This window comes from Sulfidibacter corallicola (genome assembly GCF_017498545.1).
GTDB classification, from domain to species: Bacteria; Acidobacteriota; Holophagae; order Acanthopleuribacterales; family Acanthopleuribacteraceae; genus Sulfidibacter; species Sulfidibacter corallicola.
Window position 1 is genome coordinate 10,887,427 of sequence record NZ_CP071793.1, and the last position, 19,291, is coordinate 10,906,717.

Annotated in this window: 8 protein-coding genes; 5 read left to right on the forward strand and 3 right to left on the reverse strand. The window is 60.6% G+C overall.

Going from position 1 to position 19,291, the window contains the following annotated elements; translation table 11 throughout:
- Nucleotides 1-43 precede the first annotated feature (43 nt).
- The gene (locus J3U87_RS32310) at nucleotides 44-1,537 is read right to left on the reverse strand and encodes a M28 family metallopeptidase (RefSeq protein WP_237379936.1); all 1,494 of its coding nucleotides are present in this window, start codon (nucleotides 1,535-1,537) and stop codon (nucleotides 44-46) included.
- A gap of 560 nt (nucleotides 1,538-2,097) precedes the next feature.
- Here J3U87_RS32310 and J3U87_RS32315 point away from each other — a divergent pair.
- On the forward strand, nucleotides 2,098-4,725 hold the full coding sequence (locus tag J3U87_RS32315; RefSeq protein WP_237379937.1) for a collagenase: 2,628 nt from the start codon (nucleotides 2,098-2,100) through the stop codon (nucleotides 4,723-4,725).
- Between the two features lie 145 nt (nucleotides 4,726-4,870).
- On the opposite strand, the gene J3U87_RS32320 is transcribed toward J3U87_RS32315, so the two are convergent.
- Complete coding sequence (locus J3U87_RS32320; protein ID WP_237379938.1) at nucleotides 4,871-5,356, reverse strand: hypothetical protein; 486 nt, start codon at nucleotides 5,354-5,356, stop codon at nucleotides 4,871-4,873.
- Nucleotides 5,357-6,099: 743 nt separating this feature from the next.
- Here J3U87_RS32320 and J3U87_RS32325 point away from each other — a divergent pair.
- Entirely contained in the window at nucleotides 6,100-9,033 is a 2,934-nt protein-coding gene (locus tag J3U87_RS32325; RefSeq protein WP_237379939.1) for a proprotein convertase P-domain-containing protein, read from the forward strand.
- A gap of 1,074 nt (nucleotides 9,034-10,107) precedes the next feature.
- Here J3U87_RS32325 and J3U87_RS32330 read toward each other — a convergent pair.
- Complete coding sequence (locus tag J3U87_RS32330; protein ID WP_237379940.1) at nucleotides 10,108-11,121, reverse strand: M20/M25/M40 family metallo-hydrolase; 1,014 nt, start codon at nucleotides 11,119-11,121, stop codon at nucleotides 10,108-10,110.
- A gap of 606 nt (nucleotides 11,122-11,727) precedes the next feature.
- Between J3U87_RS32330 and J3U87_RS32335 the strand changes: the two genes are divergently transcribed.
- The 3 genes from J3U87_RS32335 to J3U87_RS35095 all read left to right on the forward strand — a co-directional run bounded on the left by J3U87_RS32335 (nucleotide 11,728) and on the right by J3U87_RS35095 (nucleotide 18,888).
- Nucleotides 11,728-12,423 carry a cytidylate kinase-like family protein gene (locus J3U87_RS32335; RefSeq protein WP_237379941.1) on the forward strand — a complete coding sequence of 232 codons (696 nt, stop codon included), beginning with the start codon at nucleotides 11,728-11,730 and terminating at the stop codon, nucleotides 12,421-12,423.
- Between the two features lie 277 nt (nucleotides 12,424-12,700).
- Entirely contained in the window at nucleotides 12,701-17,995 is a 5,295-nt protein-coding gene (locus tag J3U87_RS32340; RefSeq protein WP_237379942.1) for a two-component regulator propeller domain-containing protein, read from the forward strand.
- A gap of 344 nt (nucleotides 17,996-18,339) precedes the next feature.
- Nucleotides 18,340-18,888, forward strand: coding sequence for a type IV pilin protein (locus J3U87_RS35095; protein ID WP_272932440.1), 549 nt, complete (start codon nucleotides 18,340-18,342; stop codon nucleotides 18,886-18,888).
- Nucleotides 18,889-19,291 lie beyond the last annotated feature (403 nt).

The following is a 19,291-nucleotide window of genomic DNA, read 5'->3' on the forward strand; positions in this document are numbered from 1 at the left end:
CACGCAAACCCTCGGCTTGCGCGCCTCGGTAGAAAAGCAGGCGTCAGGGGTTGAAGGCCCCGCCGTTGATCAAGCTGACCAGGTCCAGCACATCGATAATGCCGTCCTCCACCTGATCCGGCACATCGCCGCCGGCGAGCTGGTTCCAATGCGCCACGTAGGCACCCCACTGGGGCGGCGTCTCCACCGCGATCCCGATGATTTCGGCCATGGCGGCCACGTTCATCTTGAGAGTTTCGCCACCCATGTCCAAATCGACGTTGTCGATAAGATCGTTGGTGCGGTGGTAGCCCGGATAGGAGTCCCAATCGTTTTCGATCGTCAACAGGGCCGGAAGCCCCGCGTTCAGGTAAGGCATGTGATCGGAGCCGAAGGGATTGAAGCTGGTCACCGACCGCAGGGTCGTGTAGTCGGTGGCCGCCGCCGCAAAGATATCGACCATCCACGAGACGCTGCTGGACGTTTCCAAAAGGACGTCCAGGTCGGCATCCCCGGTGTAGCCGATCATGTCCATGTTCAACATCGCCTTGATCTTACTGGCGTGGCCGTCGGCCTGTAGGCGCTCCACGTGGTCGCGGCTCCCCCACAATCCCTGTTCCTCGCCTGAGAAACAAATGAAAATGACGGTGCCCTGCGGTCTGGCGGGCACCAGGATCCGCGCCATCTCCAGAACCCCGGCACTGCCGGACCCGTTGTCTTCGGCGCCGGGCGCGGCGCTGGACGGACTCTGGGAGGTACTGTCGTAATGACCCCCGATGATGTACCAATCGTTCGGACGGGTGGTGCCCTCGATCCGGGCCACGACGTTGTGCAGGGTCGAATCGCCCAGTTGGAATTCTTCGATGGACACCTGGAGTCCGGCGATCTTCTGAAACTCGGAAACGAGCCAATCGCGGGCCTGGGCAATCTCACTTCCATAGGAATAGCGGTTGAAACCGGCCAGGGTGTCCACGTCGTTGTGCCAACGCTGCTTGTCGACCCCATCGACCAGGGCCTGAATGGCGGGATCGGCGCCGCGCTTGCGCGGGATCCGGTGGTTTTCCATCTGGGCCGCCAAGATTTCGTTGGCGCGAAAACCCTCGAAGACCAGGCGATGGGTATGGGCCCCGTGACTGTGGTACTTGGGCGGGGCACTTCTCATTTGCAACAAGGCGTAGCGGCCGCCGCGCGCCAGCACCCAGCCGTCGATGCGATCCAATTCGCGAAAATGATCCATTCTCAAAAAGTAGAGACTGGACGGATCCACCGGCACGTCGTACAGCACCTCGACCCGATGGGTGCGACCCAGGTCGGCCAGGATGTCGGCGTCGGCCAGGACGACCAGCGTGGCATCCATTTCCACCCACCAGGCCAGGTCTTTCGTCTGTTTCAACTGGGCCAGCCGCGCCGGCCCGATTCGATGGATGTCCACCCGAGCGTAATGCGAGTCAGCGGCCCATACAGGCATCGCGATCAAGGTCAATGCAGACCATAAAACGAAGTGCCGGCGAGAAACAGTTCGCGTCAGCAACTTCAAACCAAAAACCATGGGGCTCATGGTTCCTCCCAAAGTGTTCATAAAAGAATGTAGACCGAGGCCGGAATCCAATCCACAGATACGCGCCCCATCCGGCCAGCCCCTACCGGGAACGGATGTGACGGACACGTAGACGCGGCAGCACGCCGCGCGGGCATTGAAGGAAAACCGGCGCGCCCGCCCTGCCGACAACGTGGGATCGAAAGATCCTGCATCCATGCCATGAGATCCATAAAAAAGAGAAGGGCGCGGAAAAAGGCGGGACAACCATTCAAAAACTATTAACAACCTAACAGATTTGGGCCCAAAGAGACAGGGCTGGATAAAGGGAAGTGACTGGGATTAACAATTTTGGAAGGAAGATGTCGCGAGCGGTCGCATCAGAAGTGATGTAAAGAGAGGGTAAAGGAGGAGATGGGCGGGAGGCGACGGAAGGGAGAAGGACGGGAAGAAAAAAGGTGGAGGGACGGGGCGGAACAAAAAAGGGATTGTCAAGCAAGGAAAAGAAATGCAAAATAAAACACCACTGATATATCAATTAATTATTACGCCTCTACCTACTTTGCTTAGGAGTCGTCTACATGAGCCCTTCCCCTACTTTGCTGCTCGTCTTTCTACTTTTCCCTCATTTGGCTTTTTCACAAATCGACGGTCCCCAACCGCTGCCCTCTCCCACACCGGCACCACCCTGTGCCCTCAAACTCCAGCAACCCGACGCCCGGAAACTCCGGCCGCTGTTCCCCTCACCCGCCGCGCCGCACCACCTCGAACAGGCTCGCGGCAAGGGCGGCAGCCCCTGCACCCCCGAGGAGTTCGCGGCCCTATCCGGCAGTGACTTCGCCAACGCCGTCGCCGAGGCCAGCGATAGCTGCCTCTATCCGTTGTGGACCTATGGCTCGACCGTGAGACAGGTTCTCGACGGGGACCGAATCACGGCGGTCCTGGACTTGATGGATCAGCAGAACACCGATCCGGTGACCAACGCGTCCACGCTCAAACAAATGCTATATTTCCTGCAGATCGCCTTCTACCACGAGTGGTACCAGACCGACCTGAACTACAGCGGCACCCTCTCCGAGCGGGCCGCGACATCGGTGGCGGGCGTGGGCAACGCCACCGGTTTCGACACGGAATCCGGTGCCATGAACGAACTGCGCTACCAGTGGTCGATCACCATCGACAGTACCGCCGGCACCCACCTGGCGACCAACATCATTTTCGTGCTGATCGAGCGGTTCCATCGCAATCCGGCCTTGGCGGCGGACTGGTACGAACGCGCGGCGGCCTTCAACTACTTTTTCACCCTGTCCCGCCAGGTGGCGATCGGCAACGGTCTGGGCGCCAACAATCCCTGGCTGAACCTCATCACCCCCGAGCAGTTGGCACTGGTCCGCGAGATCGCCACCTACACCGAATACGACGAGAACACCGAGTCCATCGTCAACAACGCCATCTACGCGCTGGGCAACTTCAGCGTGCTGGACGAAGCCACGGCCACGGCCGCCCACGAGGCGATCAGCGCCGCCTACAACACCCAGACCCGCTACACCGGTCCCTGGTTCCGCGCGCTCCAGGACATCGACAACTACTACAACGGCATGCTGGCCGACGGAACCGAACTGGACATGGAAACCGTGCGCGCGGAAGCCAAAGCCTTCGCCCTGCCCAATCGCTACGTGTTCGACGACGGCAAACTGATCTTCGAGACCGCCATCTCGCGCGAAAAGGCAGAGCTGCTCTACGATGCCATGCAGGAAGTGGAGGCCCAGTTCTTCCGCAAGACCACCTTCCTGGACCCCACCCCGGGTGACGACAACGCCATCCTGACCCTGGTCGTCTACGGCAGTCCGGCCGACTACGAAACCTTCCAGCCGTTTCTCTACAACCTGAGCACCGACAACGGCGGCATCTTCATCGAATCCTGGGCGACCCTGTTCACCTACGACCGTACGCCCCAGGACAGCTACCTGAGCCTCGAGGAATTGCTGCGACACGAGTATGTCCACTACCTGGACGGCCGCCACGTGGTGGTCCCCGAATTCGGCGACGGCTCCATGTACCAGAACGGGCGCCTGGACTGGTACGCCGAAGGCCTGGCCGAGTTCCTCGCCGGTGCCACGCGCACCGAAGGCGTTCTGCCGCGCCGCATCTACGTGGACATCATCGGAACCGACAGCCAACGCATGACGGTCAGCGAAATCGTGTACGCGACCTACAGCACGGGCTGGAAGTTCTATCGCTACGGCGGTCTGCTCTTCAATTATATGGATGCCGAGCGCCCCGAACTGCTGGTGGAGCTCTTCAACAGCATCCGGGCCAACGACCCGGGCCCGGTGGACGCGCTATACGCCCAAATGGCCAACGACAGCGCCATGCAAACGGCCTATGACGCCTTTCTGGACACCCAAGTCGCGGGCCTGAACGACGGCGAAACGGTCTTCGCCGAAGACGTGCCCACCAGCAGAACCCCGACCGACCTGCCGTTGAACAACGCCGACCAGATCCGAGAAACCCTGGAAACCGAGGTCACGGTCGATATCCTGGATTTCACGGTCTGGACCGGCCGCTACCAGGCCAGCTTCGAAACGAGCATGCCGACCAACGGCGACGACGAAGCCACGATTCGCGACCGCTTCGAAGCGCACATGGACCAGATCCTGGCCGACCTGGCCGACAACGGGCTGAACTTCACCACGGCGGCGTCCTGGTTCGGAAATCTCGACACGGCGGGCGACACGGTCACGGCATCTTGCCGCATCGAAGGGCCCTTCGCCGAGGAGTCCGAATTCGCACCGCCCATCATTTCGCCCGCTTCCATCGCCCAGGGCCTGCGACCGGTGACCTTGAGGGCCATCATGCCGAACGTGCCCAGTTGGACCTGGAGCTGGTACATGATCGACGGCAGTGGTCAGCCCATGGGCCAAGACGAGCTGGAAATCACCTTCGACACCCTGTTCGAGGAATCGACCTGGGTGGAACTGGTGGTCAGCGACACCCAAAGCGGGGCGGAATACCGCGCGCGGGCCATCGTACTGGTGCCGATGGACGATCGCTACGTGGACGCGAACGGCGACGGCTGCAACACGATGGCCGACCTGCACAGCCTGCTTCCCGAATGGGGCCTGACCGGACCCGACCCCAACGGGAACAACCTGATGGAAATCCTGGATTACCTGTACATCAACACCCAAGACACCGTTTGTCCGTAACCCAAGCGTTCCGTCATCACCCGACAGGGCGTTGCGCATCGGCGCAGCGCCCTTTTTTCGTAGTATGCCAGGCAGAAGGCAGCCAGGTGGGCCGACAGGGGCACATCGTGGAAGGGGCCGACAGCGGCCTGACGGCTTGACTAAATTATGCCGGCTGGCGTTCCTCGCCGGCCGTTTCATTTTCCGGTTCGGCGGCGGTCTCATCCGATTCCAAAGACACCGTCAAAAGTGAAGGCGAGGCTTCGTCTTCGACCGGTTCGGGCTCCGCCAAAATGGCGGCGGGGGTCGCTTCCTCCGCCTCGGACGCCTGCGGCTCCGGCGGGGTCAGCCGAGGTTCTTCCGTCACGACACCGAGCACGGCGGCTTCCGTCCCCTCTGCATCGGCTTCGACGGCGACGCCTGATCCCGCTTCGGGCTCATCGGACTCGGAGGCCGACGCGCGCGCTTCCTCTTCCGTCTCGAGCTCGGCCCGATCGCTTTCCTGCTCGGCCAAAATACGGGCAAGGTCACTGATGACGACCGAATCGAGTACGCTCTGGGCTTCCTCACCGTCCTCCCCAACTTTGGCCGTGGGGGGCAGTGGTTTGAAAACCTCACGCAGCAACTGAATAGGGTTGGAATCGACTTTCAATGCAGGCTCCCTAGAATGCGGTCAATTGCTGAAAATGTTTGTTCGTGGCTCGGGAAAAGAAGCGGATCCGAGAAAAATAGAATCCGGGTGTCGGTCGTTAACTGGAAATTCTAACACAGGTTGCCAGCCTGAATGTTTCACATGTCTACACTTCTCGGCAAAATCAACAAGTTCTAAACATAACGTGTCATTTTTCACATTTCCCAGATAGCATCGGGCCATTGACCGAGTGACAATGGGTTTTGCCGGAGTTCTTTGGGCGCATACGACGGAAGTCGTTTTAACGGATGCTTTACGACCCTTTAATCTACCTTTGACTTTCGCGGGTGCCTTGCCTTAAGATCGGGCCAACTACTTCGGCGAATTGCAATAGATTGCTGCCTTGCGTCAATTTTACGTCTTTGGCCGATGCACATGGCTCCGTCGTAGCTGATTCTCCCCAGGACCACCATCACCGTTTGCTTCGAACACACAGGTACCGTCAACCGAGGTATTTTCATCGATCGCTTAGAGCTTGCACCTTACATACCGTCAAGTACCTGGTTGGAAACCTGTTGCATAGAGGCCCCGCCCAAAGCCTCCCTTCATCTCTCCTTTTCTACCGGATTGACACGAGAAGGCGGGTTTACTCCATATCGGGTCCGGCTACCCATGGGCCGCCCTTCGGCGTCCAAAGCTCGAATCCCCGATGCCGCGTGATGGCTCTTGCGGGTGGAATGTCATTTCACTAGAGGAGGACCTCTTTGGTTCAGTTTCTCAAGCCTTTGACGTCTCGTTGGGTGTACTGTCTGCTTGCTGCCTTTCTCACTGTCACAACGGCCACGGCCGGTTCGGTCGCGCCCCATCAAGCCAGCAGTACCTTTCACAAAGACCACCGACAAACCGCGAAACTGTTGATCAACCCCAGCTTCCAGGCGCCCCGAGGCAAGGTCGGCGAAGCGCTCGCCCGAACCTACCTCAGCCAGGAAGCCCCGCGATTCGGTTTTTCATCCGACCTGGCCGATCTGGTTCTGGTCAAGGTGCAATCCAGTCTGCTCGGCAAGCACTACCGCTTTCAACAATTCCTGAACGGCGTGGAAGTCGAAGGCGGCCAGATCGTCGTTTCCGTCTCTCACGCGGAAAACGAAATATACCGCGTCTACAACAACACCTACCCGGTCATCTACGACCAAAACCAGCCCAAGGTGATCCTTTCCGAAGACGACGCCTTTGAAATCGCCTGGCAGAACCTCAAGGTTCACGGGCCGCTCTTCGATCCCCCCCAAGCCAAACTGGTGTATCAGCCGGTGGGTGATCGCTTACAACTCGTTTACGTTACCAACCTTCCCGTCAACGCGCCTTACGGCTATTGGGTGAGCCGCGTCGACGCGGTGACCGGCAAGGTCATCTCCATCAAAGACGACCGCATCACCCGCAAGGGACTGCCTGCCGCGGCACCCGCGCCCTACGACGGTCCGGTCAACGACCGCCTGACCGAATTCGAGAATTTCCGCGCCTATCTCGCCGAGCGCGAAGCCGAGGCCTTCAAGGCCGGCAAACGCGCCGACGGGACCGCCATCGTCTTCGATCCGGACCCGCGCACGACCCTGAACGACGGCAGCCTGGTGGACACCAGCCCCGCCGCTGCCTTCACCGACGCCTATATGCAGCGCAACCTGCTGGGCCTGACCCTGGACGGTGCCAATTACACACTCACCGGTCCCTACGTCAACCTGGAGGACTGGGACAGCCCCAGCAACACGATTTCCACCACCACCGACGGCAACTGGACCGCAAACCGCGGCGACGGTGCCTTCAACGACGCCATGACCTATTTCCACCTCGACCAGAACCAGCGCTACATGCAGTCGCTGGGCTTCGTGGGTGACACGGGCATCCAGGAGCTCTCGATCCGCGTCGATCCCGACGGCGCCAACGGCGATGACAACTCCTTCTTCCAACCGGGCTCCAACTCGCTTTCCTTCGGCCACGGCTGCGTGGACGACAACGAGGATGCGGACGTCATCCTGCACGAGTACGGCCACGCCATTCACTGGGGTATCAGCAACGGCACCTGGTCCGGCGGCGACACCGGCGGCATGGGCGAAGGTTTCGGCGACTACTGGGCGGGCTCCTACAGCTACAGCACGCCCAACGGTCCGGTCTTCAACCCGGCCTGGGTCTTCACTTGGGACGGCCACAGCAGTTGCTGGCCCGGTCGCGACATGGACGTGCTGGACGCCCAGTACAATCCCGACCGCAGCTACGGTGCTCACGCCACGGTCGACGGTGTGCTTTCCGACGAACTCTGGTCGACACCGCTCTTCCAATCGCTGATCACCCTGATCAACGACCACAGCCGCACCCGCGAAGAAGTGGACCAAATCATCCTCGAATCGCATTTCGGTTTGGCCTCCGGTCCCTCCATGCGCGATTTGGGCAACGTGACCATTCAAACCGCGGCGCGATTGCAGCCGGACGGCCCGCATGCCGACGTCTTCACCACCAACTTCCTGCGCCACAACATCGTGGAGATTCCGCGCGCCATTCTCGGTCAGGCGAGCTGGGAAATCACCTCCGACCTGGGCGCCAACGGCGTGCCCGATCCCGGTGAAACCCTGAGCTTCCAGATCCAGGTCGGCAACGAAGGCACCCGCGAAGCGACCTCGGTTTCGGCCGAGCTCACCACGCGCACGGACGGCGTCACCGTCACCGTGGGCCAATCGGACTACCCGAACCTGCCCACCAGCGGCAACGCGGTCAACGCCACCGCCTTCCAAATCGCCCTCGGTGAGAGCCTCACCTGCGGCGATCCGATCGACCTAACCCTGACGGTGACGTTCAACGACGGAAGCGATGCACGCGGGGCTTCGACCGCGACCTTCGACTACAGCTTCAGAACCGGTGTGCCGCAAGGCTTCACCGAAGCCGATAGTCCCGCGCTCGCCATCCCCGATGACGATTCCAACGGTGTGACGACCACGCTGGAGATCAGCGGTGTCGAAGCGACCGTGACCGAAGAATTCAACGTCGACCTCAACCTGACCCACACCTACCAGGGCGATCTGTTGGTCCGCCTGACCTCGCCGGAAGGCACGGCGGTCGTCCTTCACAACCGCACCGGCGGCACGGCCGAAAACATCATCGGCAACTACCCGGGCACCCTGACGCCGGCCGAAACGCTGAGCGCCTTCCTGGGCGAAGATCCCAACGGGACCTGGACCCTGTTCGTCAGCGACAACGCGGGCCAGGACACGGGTACCATCAATAGCTGGGCCATCAACGACGTTTCGGGCTACGAGTGCAGCTCGTCCTCCTGCAGCGCGACGGCCACGGCCACCGCGGCCAACGAGGGCATCACCTGCGCGGGTCTGGAGATCCAGCTCTCCGCCAACCACAGCGGCCTGGGCGAAAACCCCACCTATAGCTGGGACAACCCGGCCCTGCTGGACGATCCCTCCTCGGCCACGCCAGTCGCGACCGTGACCGAGACCACGACCTTCCAGGTCACGATCAGCAACGGCGGCTGTCAGGCGCAGGGCACCGTGACGGTTCGCGTGTACGCCGGCATTTTCGAGTTGCTGCCCAACTGGGCGGGCATGTCGGGTTACAACCCGGACATGGACCTCGACAACGACAACGGGCACACGGTTCTCGACATGATCGTGCTGCGCAACATCTGCGACGTTCCGCTTTAAGGGCTAGGGACATCGAATGAAAAGGGCGATCCTCGGGTCGCCCTTTTTTGTTCCGTCGCTCTCCGCATGCGGGCACAGCCTGCGCTCACACCAAAGAGCGAAGTCCAACCTCCCCGCCACCCACCGAAGTGATACCCTCCAGAGTACCCGGCTAGCGAGAGAGGCGTCGTGCCAGGTAGGTGGATCCGCCGGATCCACTTTCGAAACAACCCATCTCGCGCCGGCATGACACGCCAAAGAGCGAAACAGGTACATCGGGCACGTTGGGAAGGGCTTGGCTCACGAGTGTAACCTGGTTTCGTGGCTTGGGTTGCTTCGATTGGTGGAGCAAGCTCGCCTGGGCGGCCCCCTCACCTACTGGCCTCGCGGCTCTCTCCGCTTGTGGACACTGCCGGCGGGCACCCTTCGATGGGCGGGATTCTGCATGGCACTTGCTTCGCTCTTTGGCGTAACTTGGTTTCGTTGCTTGGGTTGCTTCGAGGAGTCGGCCGGGCCGGCCAACCTACTGACCTCCGCCATCTCTCCGCATTCGGGCACTGCCGGCGGGCACCCTTCGATGGGCGGGATTCTGCATGGCACTTGCTTCGCTCTTTGGCGTAACTCACTTTCGTTGCTTGGGTTGCTTCGAGGAGTCGGCCGGGCCGGCCAACCTACTGACCTCCGCCCTCTCTCCGCATTCGGGCACTGCCGGCGGGCACCCTTCGATGGGCGGGATACTGCATGGCACTTGCTTCGCTCTTTGGCGTAACTTGGTTTCGTTGCTTGGGTTGCTTCGAGGAATCGGCCGGGCCGGCCAACCTACTGACCTCCGCCATCTCTCCGCTTGCGGGCACTGCCGGCGGGCACCCTTCGATGGGCGGGATACTGCATGGCACTTGCTTCGCTCTTTTGCGTAACTCGCTTTTGTTGCTTGGGTTGCTTCGAGGAGTCGGCCGGGCCGGCCAACCTACTGACCTCCGCCCTCTCTCCGCATGCGGGCACTGCCGGCATTTTTGCTTCGATGGGCAGGCGGCGCCGGTATGGGCGCGTCTAGGAGAAGGCGGCCCGCTCGCAGGAGCCGCCTTCGGGGCGAAATCAGCCCAGGCAGGTGCGGGCCAGCTCGGCGTAGATGTCGACCGCCGCTTCCAAATCGGCGATCTCGATTTGCTCCCGTGCCGTATGGGCGTCCATGATCGAACCCGCCCCCCACAGGAAGGCGCGACCGTCGAATTTCAGGTAGGGAATGTCGGTGTTGAAACTGACGACGCTGGTCTCGTAACCGTCCAAGGTGCTCAATTCGGTGGGGTCGTTGCTCGCGATGACGGATACCTCCACCGCGTCGCCCGCCATGGTCCGCACCTCTTCCAGGAGCTCGGCCTGATGGGTCACCACCCGGAAGAGCACCTCGGCATAGGCCTCGTCGGGGACCACGTTGGCGGCGCGTCCGGAACGCAACACCCCGATGTTGACCGTGGTTTCGCCCAACTGCGCCTCGCTCGGCCAAGGGTGGCGGCGAATGCGCTCGAGCAGGTCCAACATGGGATCCAGCGCGTTGATGCCGGTGTGGGGATAACCCGAATGGGCGGCCTTGCCCTGGGTCGTCAGTTTGAGTTTGAGGATGCCCTTCTGGCGCCGGGCCAATTTGGATTCGGTGGGCTCACCGACGATCAGGAACTGGGGCGACAAACCCAATTCGTTGGCTTTGATCATGCCGATGTGATCGACTTCCTCGCCCACCACATACAAGTAGCCGAAATCTTCGCGCCCCTCGGCCAGCAGTTTCTCGCCGGCCAGCAACTGGGCGGCGATGAGGCTCTTGGTGTCACAGGCGCCACGGCCGTAGAGCGTGGTCTCGTCGCGGCGCGCGGGAAAGTACGGCGGTACCGTGTCGATGTGGGAATTGTAGATCAAACGCGGCCGGCAACCGGGTCGATGGGCATAGATGTTGGGGCGCCCCTCGGCCACGAGCTGGTACTGGACCTCCCAGCCCCGCGGGCGAAGGTAGTCGGCCAGAAAATCGGCCATCGCCTGTTCGTTTCCCGAGATCGATTCGATGTCGATCAGGGTCGTAGCCAAATCCACGACCGCACTGGATGAATGCGAACTCATGTCTTCCTCCCTTCCGTAAACACACGCGGAACGTCCGAACGCGGCATACCTGACGGGCGGCGATCGGCCCACGAGGGACACTTCTCCCCGGTGTCCCTCGATCTCGCGACCACCCCGTCGCCGGGCGCTCGGTTGGTACCGAATCTCCTCGAAGAAGGCCGCCCCCGGGCCTTGGGACCGTCTCCCACTCGGACACCGCAACAGCGGCGCCGCCATGTTCGCGTTCCGCGATGAACTCGCTTGATCCCATTCTTTCAGTCCCGGCCCAAAAAAGAAAGGGGTGCGGTGTCGGGCGGTGCCGCCGGGGTCGGCGGCGGGCCGGCGCGGCCATGGACGGCCCGACCCCGTGGCCGCGATTTCGGTTACTGCAGAAGCCTGAATAAAACCAGTTTATTACGCGGCCAACCGGCGACATATATCGCGAATTTTAACCCCAAAAGAAAAACGCCATGAGTTAAGATAGAGACAAATCATTCACATGGCACCTCGTAGCCACTCAACCCCGTTTGGTTTCCAACATGCCGCATTGTCCCGGTTCGTAGAATTCGGGTTGTCTCGTCGCAGAAAAACCTGCAGTTGCATGAATTGCGTTAATGGAGGATTCGTATGACTTGGCTCAATAAAGACGCCGATCTTCAGATTGCAGCTCAGTTCAAGTTGCAATTCACCAAAAAGAGTAATTTCGTGCCGTGGTTCATCACGATCTCGCGGGAATACGGCTGTGACGGCGCCGGTCTGGCGCAAGGCCTGGTTGGCGGCCTCAACGAGGGCGAAAAAGAGCATCCATGGTACGTGTTCGATCGCGAGACCATGCTCAAGGTCGCCGATCCGGAGGAACTCAACCAGGAAATGCTCGAGTTGCTGGAAGAGTACGGGCACTCGGAATTTCAGGGTTACGTCCAGGAAGCCATTTTCGGCAAGAAGAGTCAGTACAAAGTCATCCAGAACATGGCCAAACTCATGCAAATCCTGGCGCGTCGCGGACATGTCATCTTTCTCGGAGGCGGCTCCACCGTCCTCACCCAAAACAATCCCCATGGGATCCACTTTCGCCTCTACGCACCGGAAGACTGGCGCGCGACCAATCACGGCCAGCGCCACAAACTGGATTTCGATACGGCTCACAGCCGCGTGCAGGAACGCGAAAATCAACGCTTCAAGTACTTGAAAACCTATTTGGCGGAATCCATTGACAACCGCTATCTCTACGACCTCATCATCAACAACGCCAAGGTCGGTACCCAACAAGCCATTGAGTTGGCCCTCGCCACCGTGAAACGAAAGTTCAAACAGAAAAAGTGACGTACCGCCCGAACCCCGCCACATCCAGAGGGCTCGTGCGCTCAGTAGATCCGTGTAGGAGAACGTCTTCCTTGTCCATCGGCGTCCCTCACCCTGAACGAGGCATGGAACCAAGGCGCGCCCGATGCCGGTCCACCGCCCATCGGCATCGGAAGACGTCCTCCCTACGCGCCTGGATCGGGTTGGGTGAACGGAGGACTTCGGGCGAACGCATTCACGTAGACTGGGACACCGCTGGGGACCCCCCGCCAGGAGGCCGCCAAAACGAGTGGCGCCCATGAAACGGGCGCGCCTCGAGGCCCCGCGGTCGGATCCCGTCCGCATCCTCCCCCTTTTGGGGTTGTGGGTATGGGCCGTGGTCGCGGGATCCTCGCCGAGCCTGGCCCAGGAGCCCAACCTGGCGTTCGAACGCATTTCGGCCAATCAGGGGCTTTCCCAGGTGACCGTGACCTGTATTCTCCAGGACCGTCTCGGTTGGATGTGGTTCGGCACCCAAGACGGCTTGAACCGCTGGGACGGCTATCAGTTCACCTGGTTCAAGACGCGCCACGACGATCCCCACTCGCTTTCCGACAATTACATTCGATCGCTGGCCAACGGCGACGACGGTGCGATCTGGATCGGCACCTCCCTGGGCCTGAACCGCTTCGATCCGCGAACGGGCCGCTTTCGCGATTACCATCACGACCCGGACAATCCCGAGAGCTTGGGCTTCGGCTTGGTTCAGGCCATGGTCAGCGACGGTGCCGGCGGGCTCTGGGTCGGCACCCTGGGCGGGGGCCTCAATCATCTGGATGTCAAGAGCGGCGTTTTCACGCACTATCGCGCGGCCGAATCGGGGCCGAGCCAACATCACCCGATTCACGACGAGATCCGGGCCCTGCTTCGCGACAGCAGGGGCCACCTGTGGATCGGCACCACCGGCGGTTTGAGTCGCTTGGATCCGGAGACGAAGCGTTTCGACCATTTTCAGGCGGCCGAAGCCACGGCCGGCTCGGCGACCACCTCCGGCCAGGGAACCACCACCCGGCTCAGCCACAACCGGGTGATGAGCCTGTACGAGCACGACGGCTTCATTTGGATCGGAACCGACGGCGGCGGCCTCAATCGGCTCGACCCCCAAAGCGGTCGTATCAAGCACTACCGCCACCTTTCCCAGGCGACCGGTTCACTTTCCGACGATCGGGTCCACGCCATCACGGGCGACAATTGGGACGTCCTCTGGATCGGCACCTATGGCGGCGGCCTCAACCGCTTCGACCTGGCTTCGGGCACCTTCACCACCTATCGATACCAATCCACGGATACCTTCAGCCTCAGCCACAACGACATCAACGCCTTGGTTCGCGACCGCACCGGGGTACTCTGGGTGGGAACCTACGGCAACGGCATCAGTCGCCTCTATCCCTACAGCGAGCAGTTTCACGCGTTCAAGCACGGATCCCCGTCACCCACGCCCCTGAGCTCCAACGAGGTGCGGGCGGTGTTGGAGGATCCGGACGGCACCCTGTGGGTCGGCAGCCGCCTGGGTCTCGACCGGATTTCGGCCGATCGCCGGTCGGTACGCAACTTTCGCCACGATCCCGCGGACGCCGGCAGCCTCGGTTCCGATCGCGTCGACGCCCTCTATCGCGATCCCGACGGTCGCCTTTGGGTGGGCACCCAGGCCTCGGGCCTCCACCACTTCGAACCCGAAACGGAAACCTTCGTGCGTTACCCGTTCGAACCCGAAACGCCCGGCGGCTTGAGTCACCCGTACATCCGCTCGATCTACCCGGGTCGCGATGGACGGTTCTGGATCGGCACCTACGGCGGCGGCCTCAACCACTTCGATCCGAGCACCGAGACCTTCACCCACTTTCGCCACGATCCCAATCAGCCGCGTTCGCTGCCGGACAACCTCGTGTTCCCGATTCGCGAGGAACCGGACGGCACCCTGTGGGTCGGCACCCTCGGGGGCCTTGGTCGCCGGCGTCCGGGCGGGGTCGATTTCGACATTTTCCTGCCCGATCGCAACCAACCGGGATCGATCAGCCACCGGCGCATCACTTGCTTTTTTCGCGATCGCAAGGGCCAACTCTGGATCGGCACCCAGGGGGGCGGCATCAACAAGGTCCTGGAAGACGACACGTCGGAGATTCGTTTCCAGTCGTGGACCTCGGTCGACGGCCTGGATGCCGATGCGATCGGCGGCATCCTGGAGGACGAGCGCGGATACTTGTGGATGAGCACCACTCGCGGCGTTTCGCGCTTCGACCCCGAAAGCGGCACCTTCTTCAATTTCAACCGAGCCGACGGCGCGCTGGACGCCGGTTACTTCATCGACGCCTACGCCATGGGCGGCAAGAACCGAATCTACTTCGGCGGCATCTTCGGGCTCACGGTGTTTTCGCCGGGATCCGTTCAAACCGCATCCCCGCCGCCAAAAACCATGATCACCGACTTCTATCTATCCAGTCGCCCGGTCCCACTTCGCGCCGAGTGGGACCAATCGCCCCTGAAGAAACCGATCTACGAAACCGAATCCCTGGTCCTGCCTCACTCGCGCAGCAATTTTTCGTTTCGATTCACGGCGCTGGACTTCGGCGATCCGGCCAAGCACCGGTTCGCATACCGAATGGAGGGCTTGGACGACACCTGGATCGAAACCGACGCCCAGAACCGATTCGCCAACTACAACAAACCACCGCCGGGGACCTACAGTTTCCAGGTGAAGTCGGCCAATCGCGAAGGCGAGTGGGAAGAGCCCGGCGTGCGCATCGAAATCAAGCTCCTCCCGCCGCCTTGGCGAACCTGGTGGGCCTACTCGATCTACAGCCTGTTCCTGGCCGGTTTGGCGGGCGCCTACACCCGCTTCCAGGCCAACAAGCTCAAACGCGAACGCCAAATCGCCGAGCGCGAGCGCCTGGTCGCCAAGCGGTTGCGCCAGTTGGACAAATTGAAGGACGAATTTCTGGCCAATACCAGCCACGAACTGCGTACACCGCTCAACGGCATCATCGGCCTGGCCGAATCCCTCATCGACGGCGTCACCGGCCAGCTTCCCAAGACCACCACCTACAACCTCCACATGATCGTTTCCAGCGGGCGCCGGTTGGCGAGCCTGGTCAACGACCTGCTGGACTTTTCACAGTTGCGCAACGCCACCATCGAACTGCGCAAGACACCCCTCGACCTGGCGAACCTGGCCGATATCGTGGTCAACCTGTCCCAGCCGCTGATCAGCGGGAAGGAAGTCATCCTGGAGAGCCGCATCGACCCGGAAACCCTTTTCGTGTTGGCCGATGAAGACCGGGTCATGCAAATCCTCCACAACCTGATCGGCAATGCCGTCAAATTCACGGATCGCGGCTCGATCCGCGTGTTCGCGGAACCGGAGGGCGATTTCGTGGCTGTCAGCGTGGCCGATACCGGCATCGGTATCACCCCAATCCAACAGGAACGCATTTTCGAGTCGTTCGAGCAGGCCGACGGCTCCACCGGCCGCCACTACGGCGGTACCGGCCTCGGGCTGGCCGTGACCCGCCAACTGGTGGAATTGCACGGCGGGACGATTCGCGTGAACTCGACTGTGGGCGAGGGCTCCATTTTCACCTTTACGCTGCCCGCTTCCGAGGAGACCGCGGAAGCCTCCGACAAGGCCCTCTCCTCCGTCGTGGCCGATCCCTCGAGCGAAGATCAACTCGAACTGGTGGTGACCGAATGGGCGCGCAACAGCCACCGCGGTTCGACCTTCAACATCCTGGTCGTAGACGACGAACCGGTCAACCGCCAGGTGCTCATCAACCACCTCTCCCTGGAGAGTTACCACGTGGTTCAGGCCTCGAGTGGCCCGGAGGCGCTGCGCATCATGGCCAACGACCATGCGTTCGATCTGATTCTCTTGGACGTGATGATGCCCCAAATGACGGGCTACGAAGTGTGCGAGGTGCTGCGCCAGCGGTTCACGGCACAGGAGCTGCCCGTGCTGTTCCTGACCGCCAAGAATCGGATCAACGACCTCGTTCGCGGATTCTCCGCGGGTGGAAACGACTACATCACCAAGCCGATTTCCAAGAGCGAGCTCATCGCCAGAGTGGAAACCCAGCTCAAACTGCTCGAAAGCCACCGCGGCCTGGAACGCCAGGTGGCCGAACGCACCCAGGAACTGAAACTCAAAAACGATCAGTTGCGCGATACCAACCAGGAATTGCGCCAGAAGAACAGTGAACTGGAAACCCTGGACCAGATCGTTTGCGCCATCAACCGCGAAGTGATGCTCGAAACGCTGGTGGAGTCCCTGTTGGAAAAGGGCTTCACCCTGTTTCCCCAGGCCGAGAAGGGCGCACTGCTCCTGCGCGAGGATACGGGCGATCTCTACAAGATCGCGGCGACCTACGGCTACGATCCCGGCGACCTGGAATCGGTGGTCTTCAGCGAGGAAGAGCTGTGGGCGCGCTACAGCAGCGGCGAAGAGAAGGAGGACGGTGTCTGGTTGGTGCGTCACGCGCCGCAACTGCCCGGCTGGGAAAAGTTGACGAACCTGCCCAAGCCCCAGGCGATGTTGTCGATGTCCCTGGTTTCCGAAGATGTCATGGTGGGCGTCCTGATCTTGGACAACTTCACCGATTCCGAGGCCTTCGACCACATGGTCGATGTAGGCAAGCTGAAACGCTTTCGCCAGCACGCCATTTCGGCCGTCAACAAGGCGCGGTACGTGCGCTCGCTGGAGAATACGACGCGCCAACTGTCGCAAACCCGGCGCGAATTGCTGGAGGCGGCCCACAAGGCGGGCATGGCGGAAATCGCCATCGGCGTGCTGCACAACATCGGCAACACGCTCAACAGCATCACCACCTCCACGACCCTGATGCAGGAATACCTGGCCGAACCAAAACCGATGCGCACCCTGAAACGCATCGCCGATCTCATGGAAGACCACCGCCACGACCTGATTCGATTCCTGGCCGAAGCCAAGAAGGGCGACGCGGTGCCGCCCCTCATCATTCAGGCCACCAAACACATGACCGATCTCCTCGATCAATTGAACAAGGAGGCCAGGCGCGTCAGTGGCGGCGTCGCCAAGATCAACGAATACGTCCAGGCCCAGAACGAGTATACCGACGCCGAAGACTTCATCGAGGAGGTCGATGTCAACGGCATCGTGGAACACGTGGTCTCGCTGCAGCGGGACATCGTGGATCAGCGGCGAACCAGCCTCAAGCTCCAGTTGAGTCACCTGCCCCTGATCATGAGTCGACGCAACAAAATATCGCAGATCATGACCCACCTGCTGTTCAACGCCATCGACGCCATTCGCCACCTGGAAGACGTCGGCCAAATCCGCGTCCAAACCGCCCACGACGCGACCCACATCCAGATCGAGGTGAGGGACAACGGGGCCGGTATTCCCAAGGAAGAACAGGCCACCCTGTTCAGCCAGGAACAAGCCACCAAAAGAGGCGGGCGCGGTTTCGGCCTGCACTATTGCGCATTGGCCGCCAAGGAGCTGGGCGGCCAGCTCTGGGTGGAGAGCGAAGCCGGAGAAATAGGGACAAAATTTGTCTTTCGGTTACCGCGGAACAATATTTAAGGCGAGAACCAGTCGCACATAGATGGAAACCTGGTCAGGAAACGGCGCCCGCAAAGGCGATTCCGCTCGTTCACCGGGCTCGGAGCACTTCTGATCGAACCCGCCGGCAGATCGCCGAGTGACACTTTTTGTCAACCCGAAGATGATTCGGTGCGAGAAAATGCCAACCGCCCCTTGAGAAAGCACTACCGAAACTTGGCAAACCCAAAAACCGAGCCGCCACCTCGACCCGCTGCCACACGCCTAATCAACTGGTTTTAAACTGGAAGGGCCCGCTTTTTTTTCATTTTACCAACTTGCCACAAGTGGCACTCTATTCTGGCACCACATTTGAAGTATGCTCCGTGCATAAGCGGCAGCAACTCCTCGGATTTAAAGGCTTTTCAGTGAAACGCAAAGGTTTTAGTTTAGTGGAATTGATGGTAGTCGTCGCGATTATCACCATTCTTTCGGCCATCGCACTCCCGATGTATTCTTATTTCCGCCAAAAATCACAGGCCATGAATGCCATCGGTGCTGCGGCGGATGTAAGGGACACGTTGAACAGTTGGTACAGCACCAACGACTCCTTTCAGGGGCTCGCCTTTGCCCAGGGTACCTGGGGCATGTTGGAAGCGGCTTCAGCACAAACCGGCGGTCAAGTCGCTCTAGGCAACGGCCTTCCAGAAATCGTCAACCTGACGTGGAACCTGAACGTGTCATCCAGTATCGGCACCGACGATACGGTCGTGATCGGGTTCACCTGGGCCCAAGGATGCCAGATGTGTGACGGCCAGTGGTGTTTGCTATGCAATTCCACCTTGGGAGCCTGCAACGTCGAAGTAGAGATTACCGATCCGGACGGCACGATTTTGACCAGCCTCAATCGAGGGCAAGGCACGGCCTGTCCCTGATCAGCCACAACCAGTTGACCTTGACTTCCATTTGACCCTTCTTTGAAGGGTCTTTTTTTTTGCCTCCACGTTACCGAAAGCCCAACCCAATATTTTCATGTCAAAAATTTTACTTTAACGTCCGTGGAAAGCGAAATGCCCCCGTATCCTACCTGAAATGCCGGCACCGCCAACCGACATGCGGCCCCTCGGGCCATGGAAACTCAAGTTGATTCGCCTTCGTTGCGAAGGAACCCATAACGAAACGTTTGTCTTTCCACAGCTCAGGTGTGTCTGTCCGAAACCTTCGGAAGGCGCTGTCCATCCGTGCCAACGAGCCTTGCAACCCCTTCGGCCCCTTTTCACGACGAGCATCCGAGAACCCAAGAAACCACGCCCTTTCGGCACAACCCGACCACTCCCA

Coding starts and splice junctions, on each gene's coding strand:
- J3U87_RS32335 (WP_237379941.1), top strand. CDS start 11,728: ATGACTTGGCTCAATAAAGACGCCGATCTTCAGATTGCAGCTCAGTTC.
- J3U87_RS32315 (WP_237379937.1), top strand. CDS start 2,098: ATGAGCCCTTCCCCTACTTTGCTGCTCGTCTTTCTACTTTTCCCTCAT.
- J3U87_RS32330 (WP_237379940.1), bottom strand. CDS start 11,121: ATGAGTTCGCATTCATCCAGTGCGGTCGTGGATTTGGCTACGACCCTG.
- J3U87_RS32310 (WP_237379936.1), bottom strand. CDS start 1,537: ATGAGCCCCATGGTTTTTGGTTTGAAGTTGCTGACGCGAACTGTTTCT.
- J3U87_RS32340 (WP_237379942.1), top strand. CDS start 12,701: ATGAAACGGGCGCGCCTCGAGGCCCCGCGGTCGGATCCCGTCCGCATC.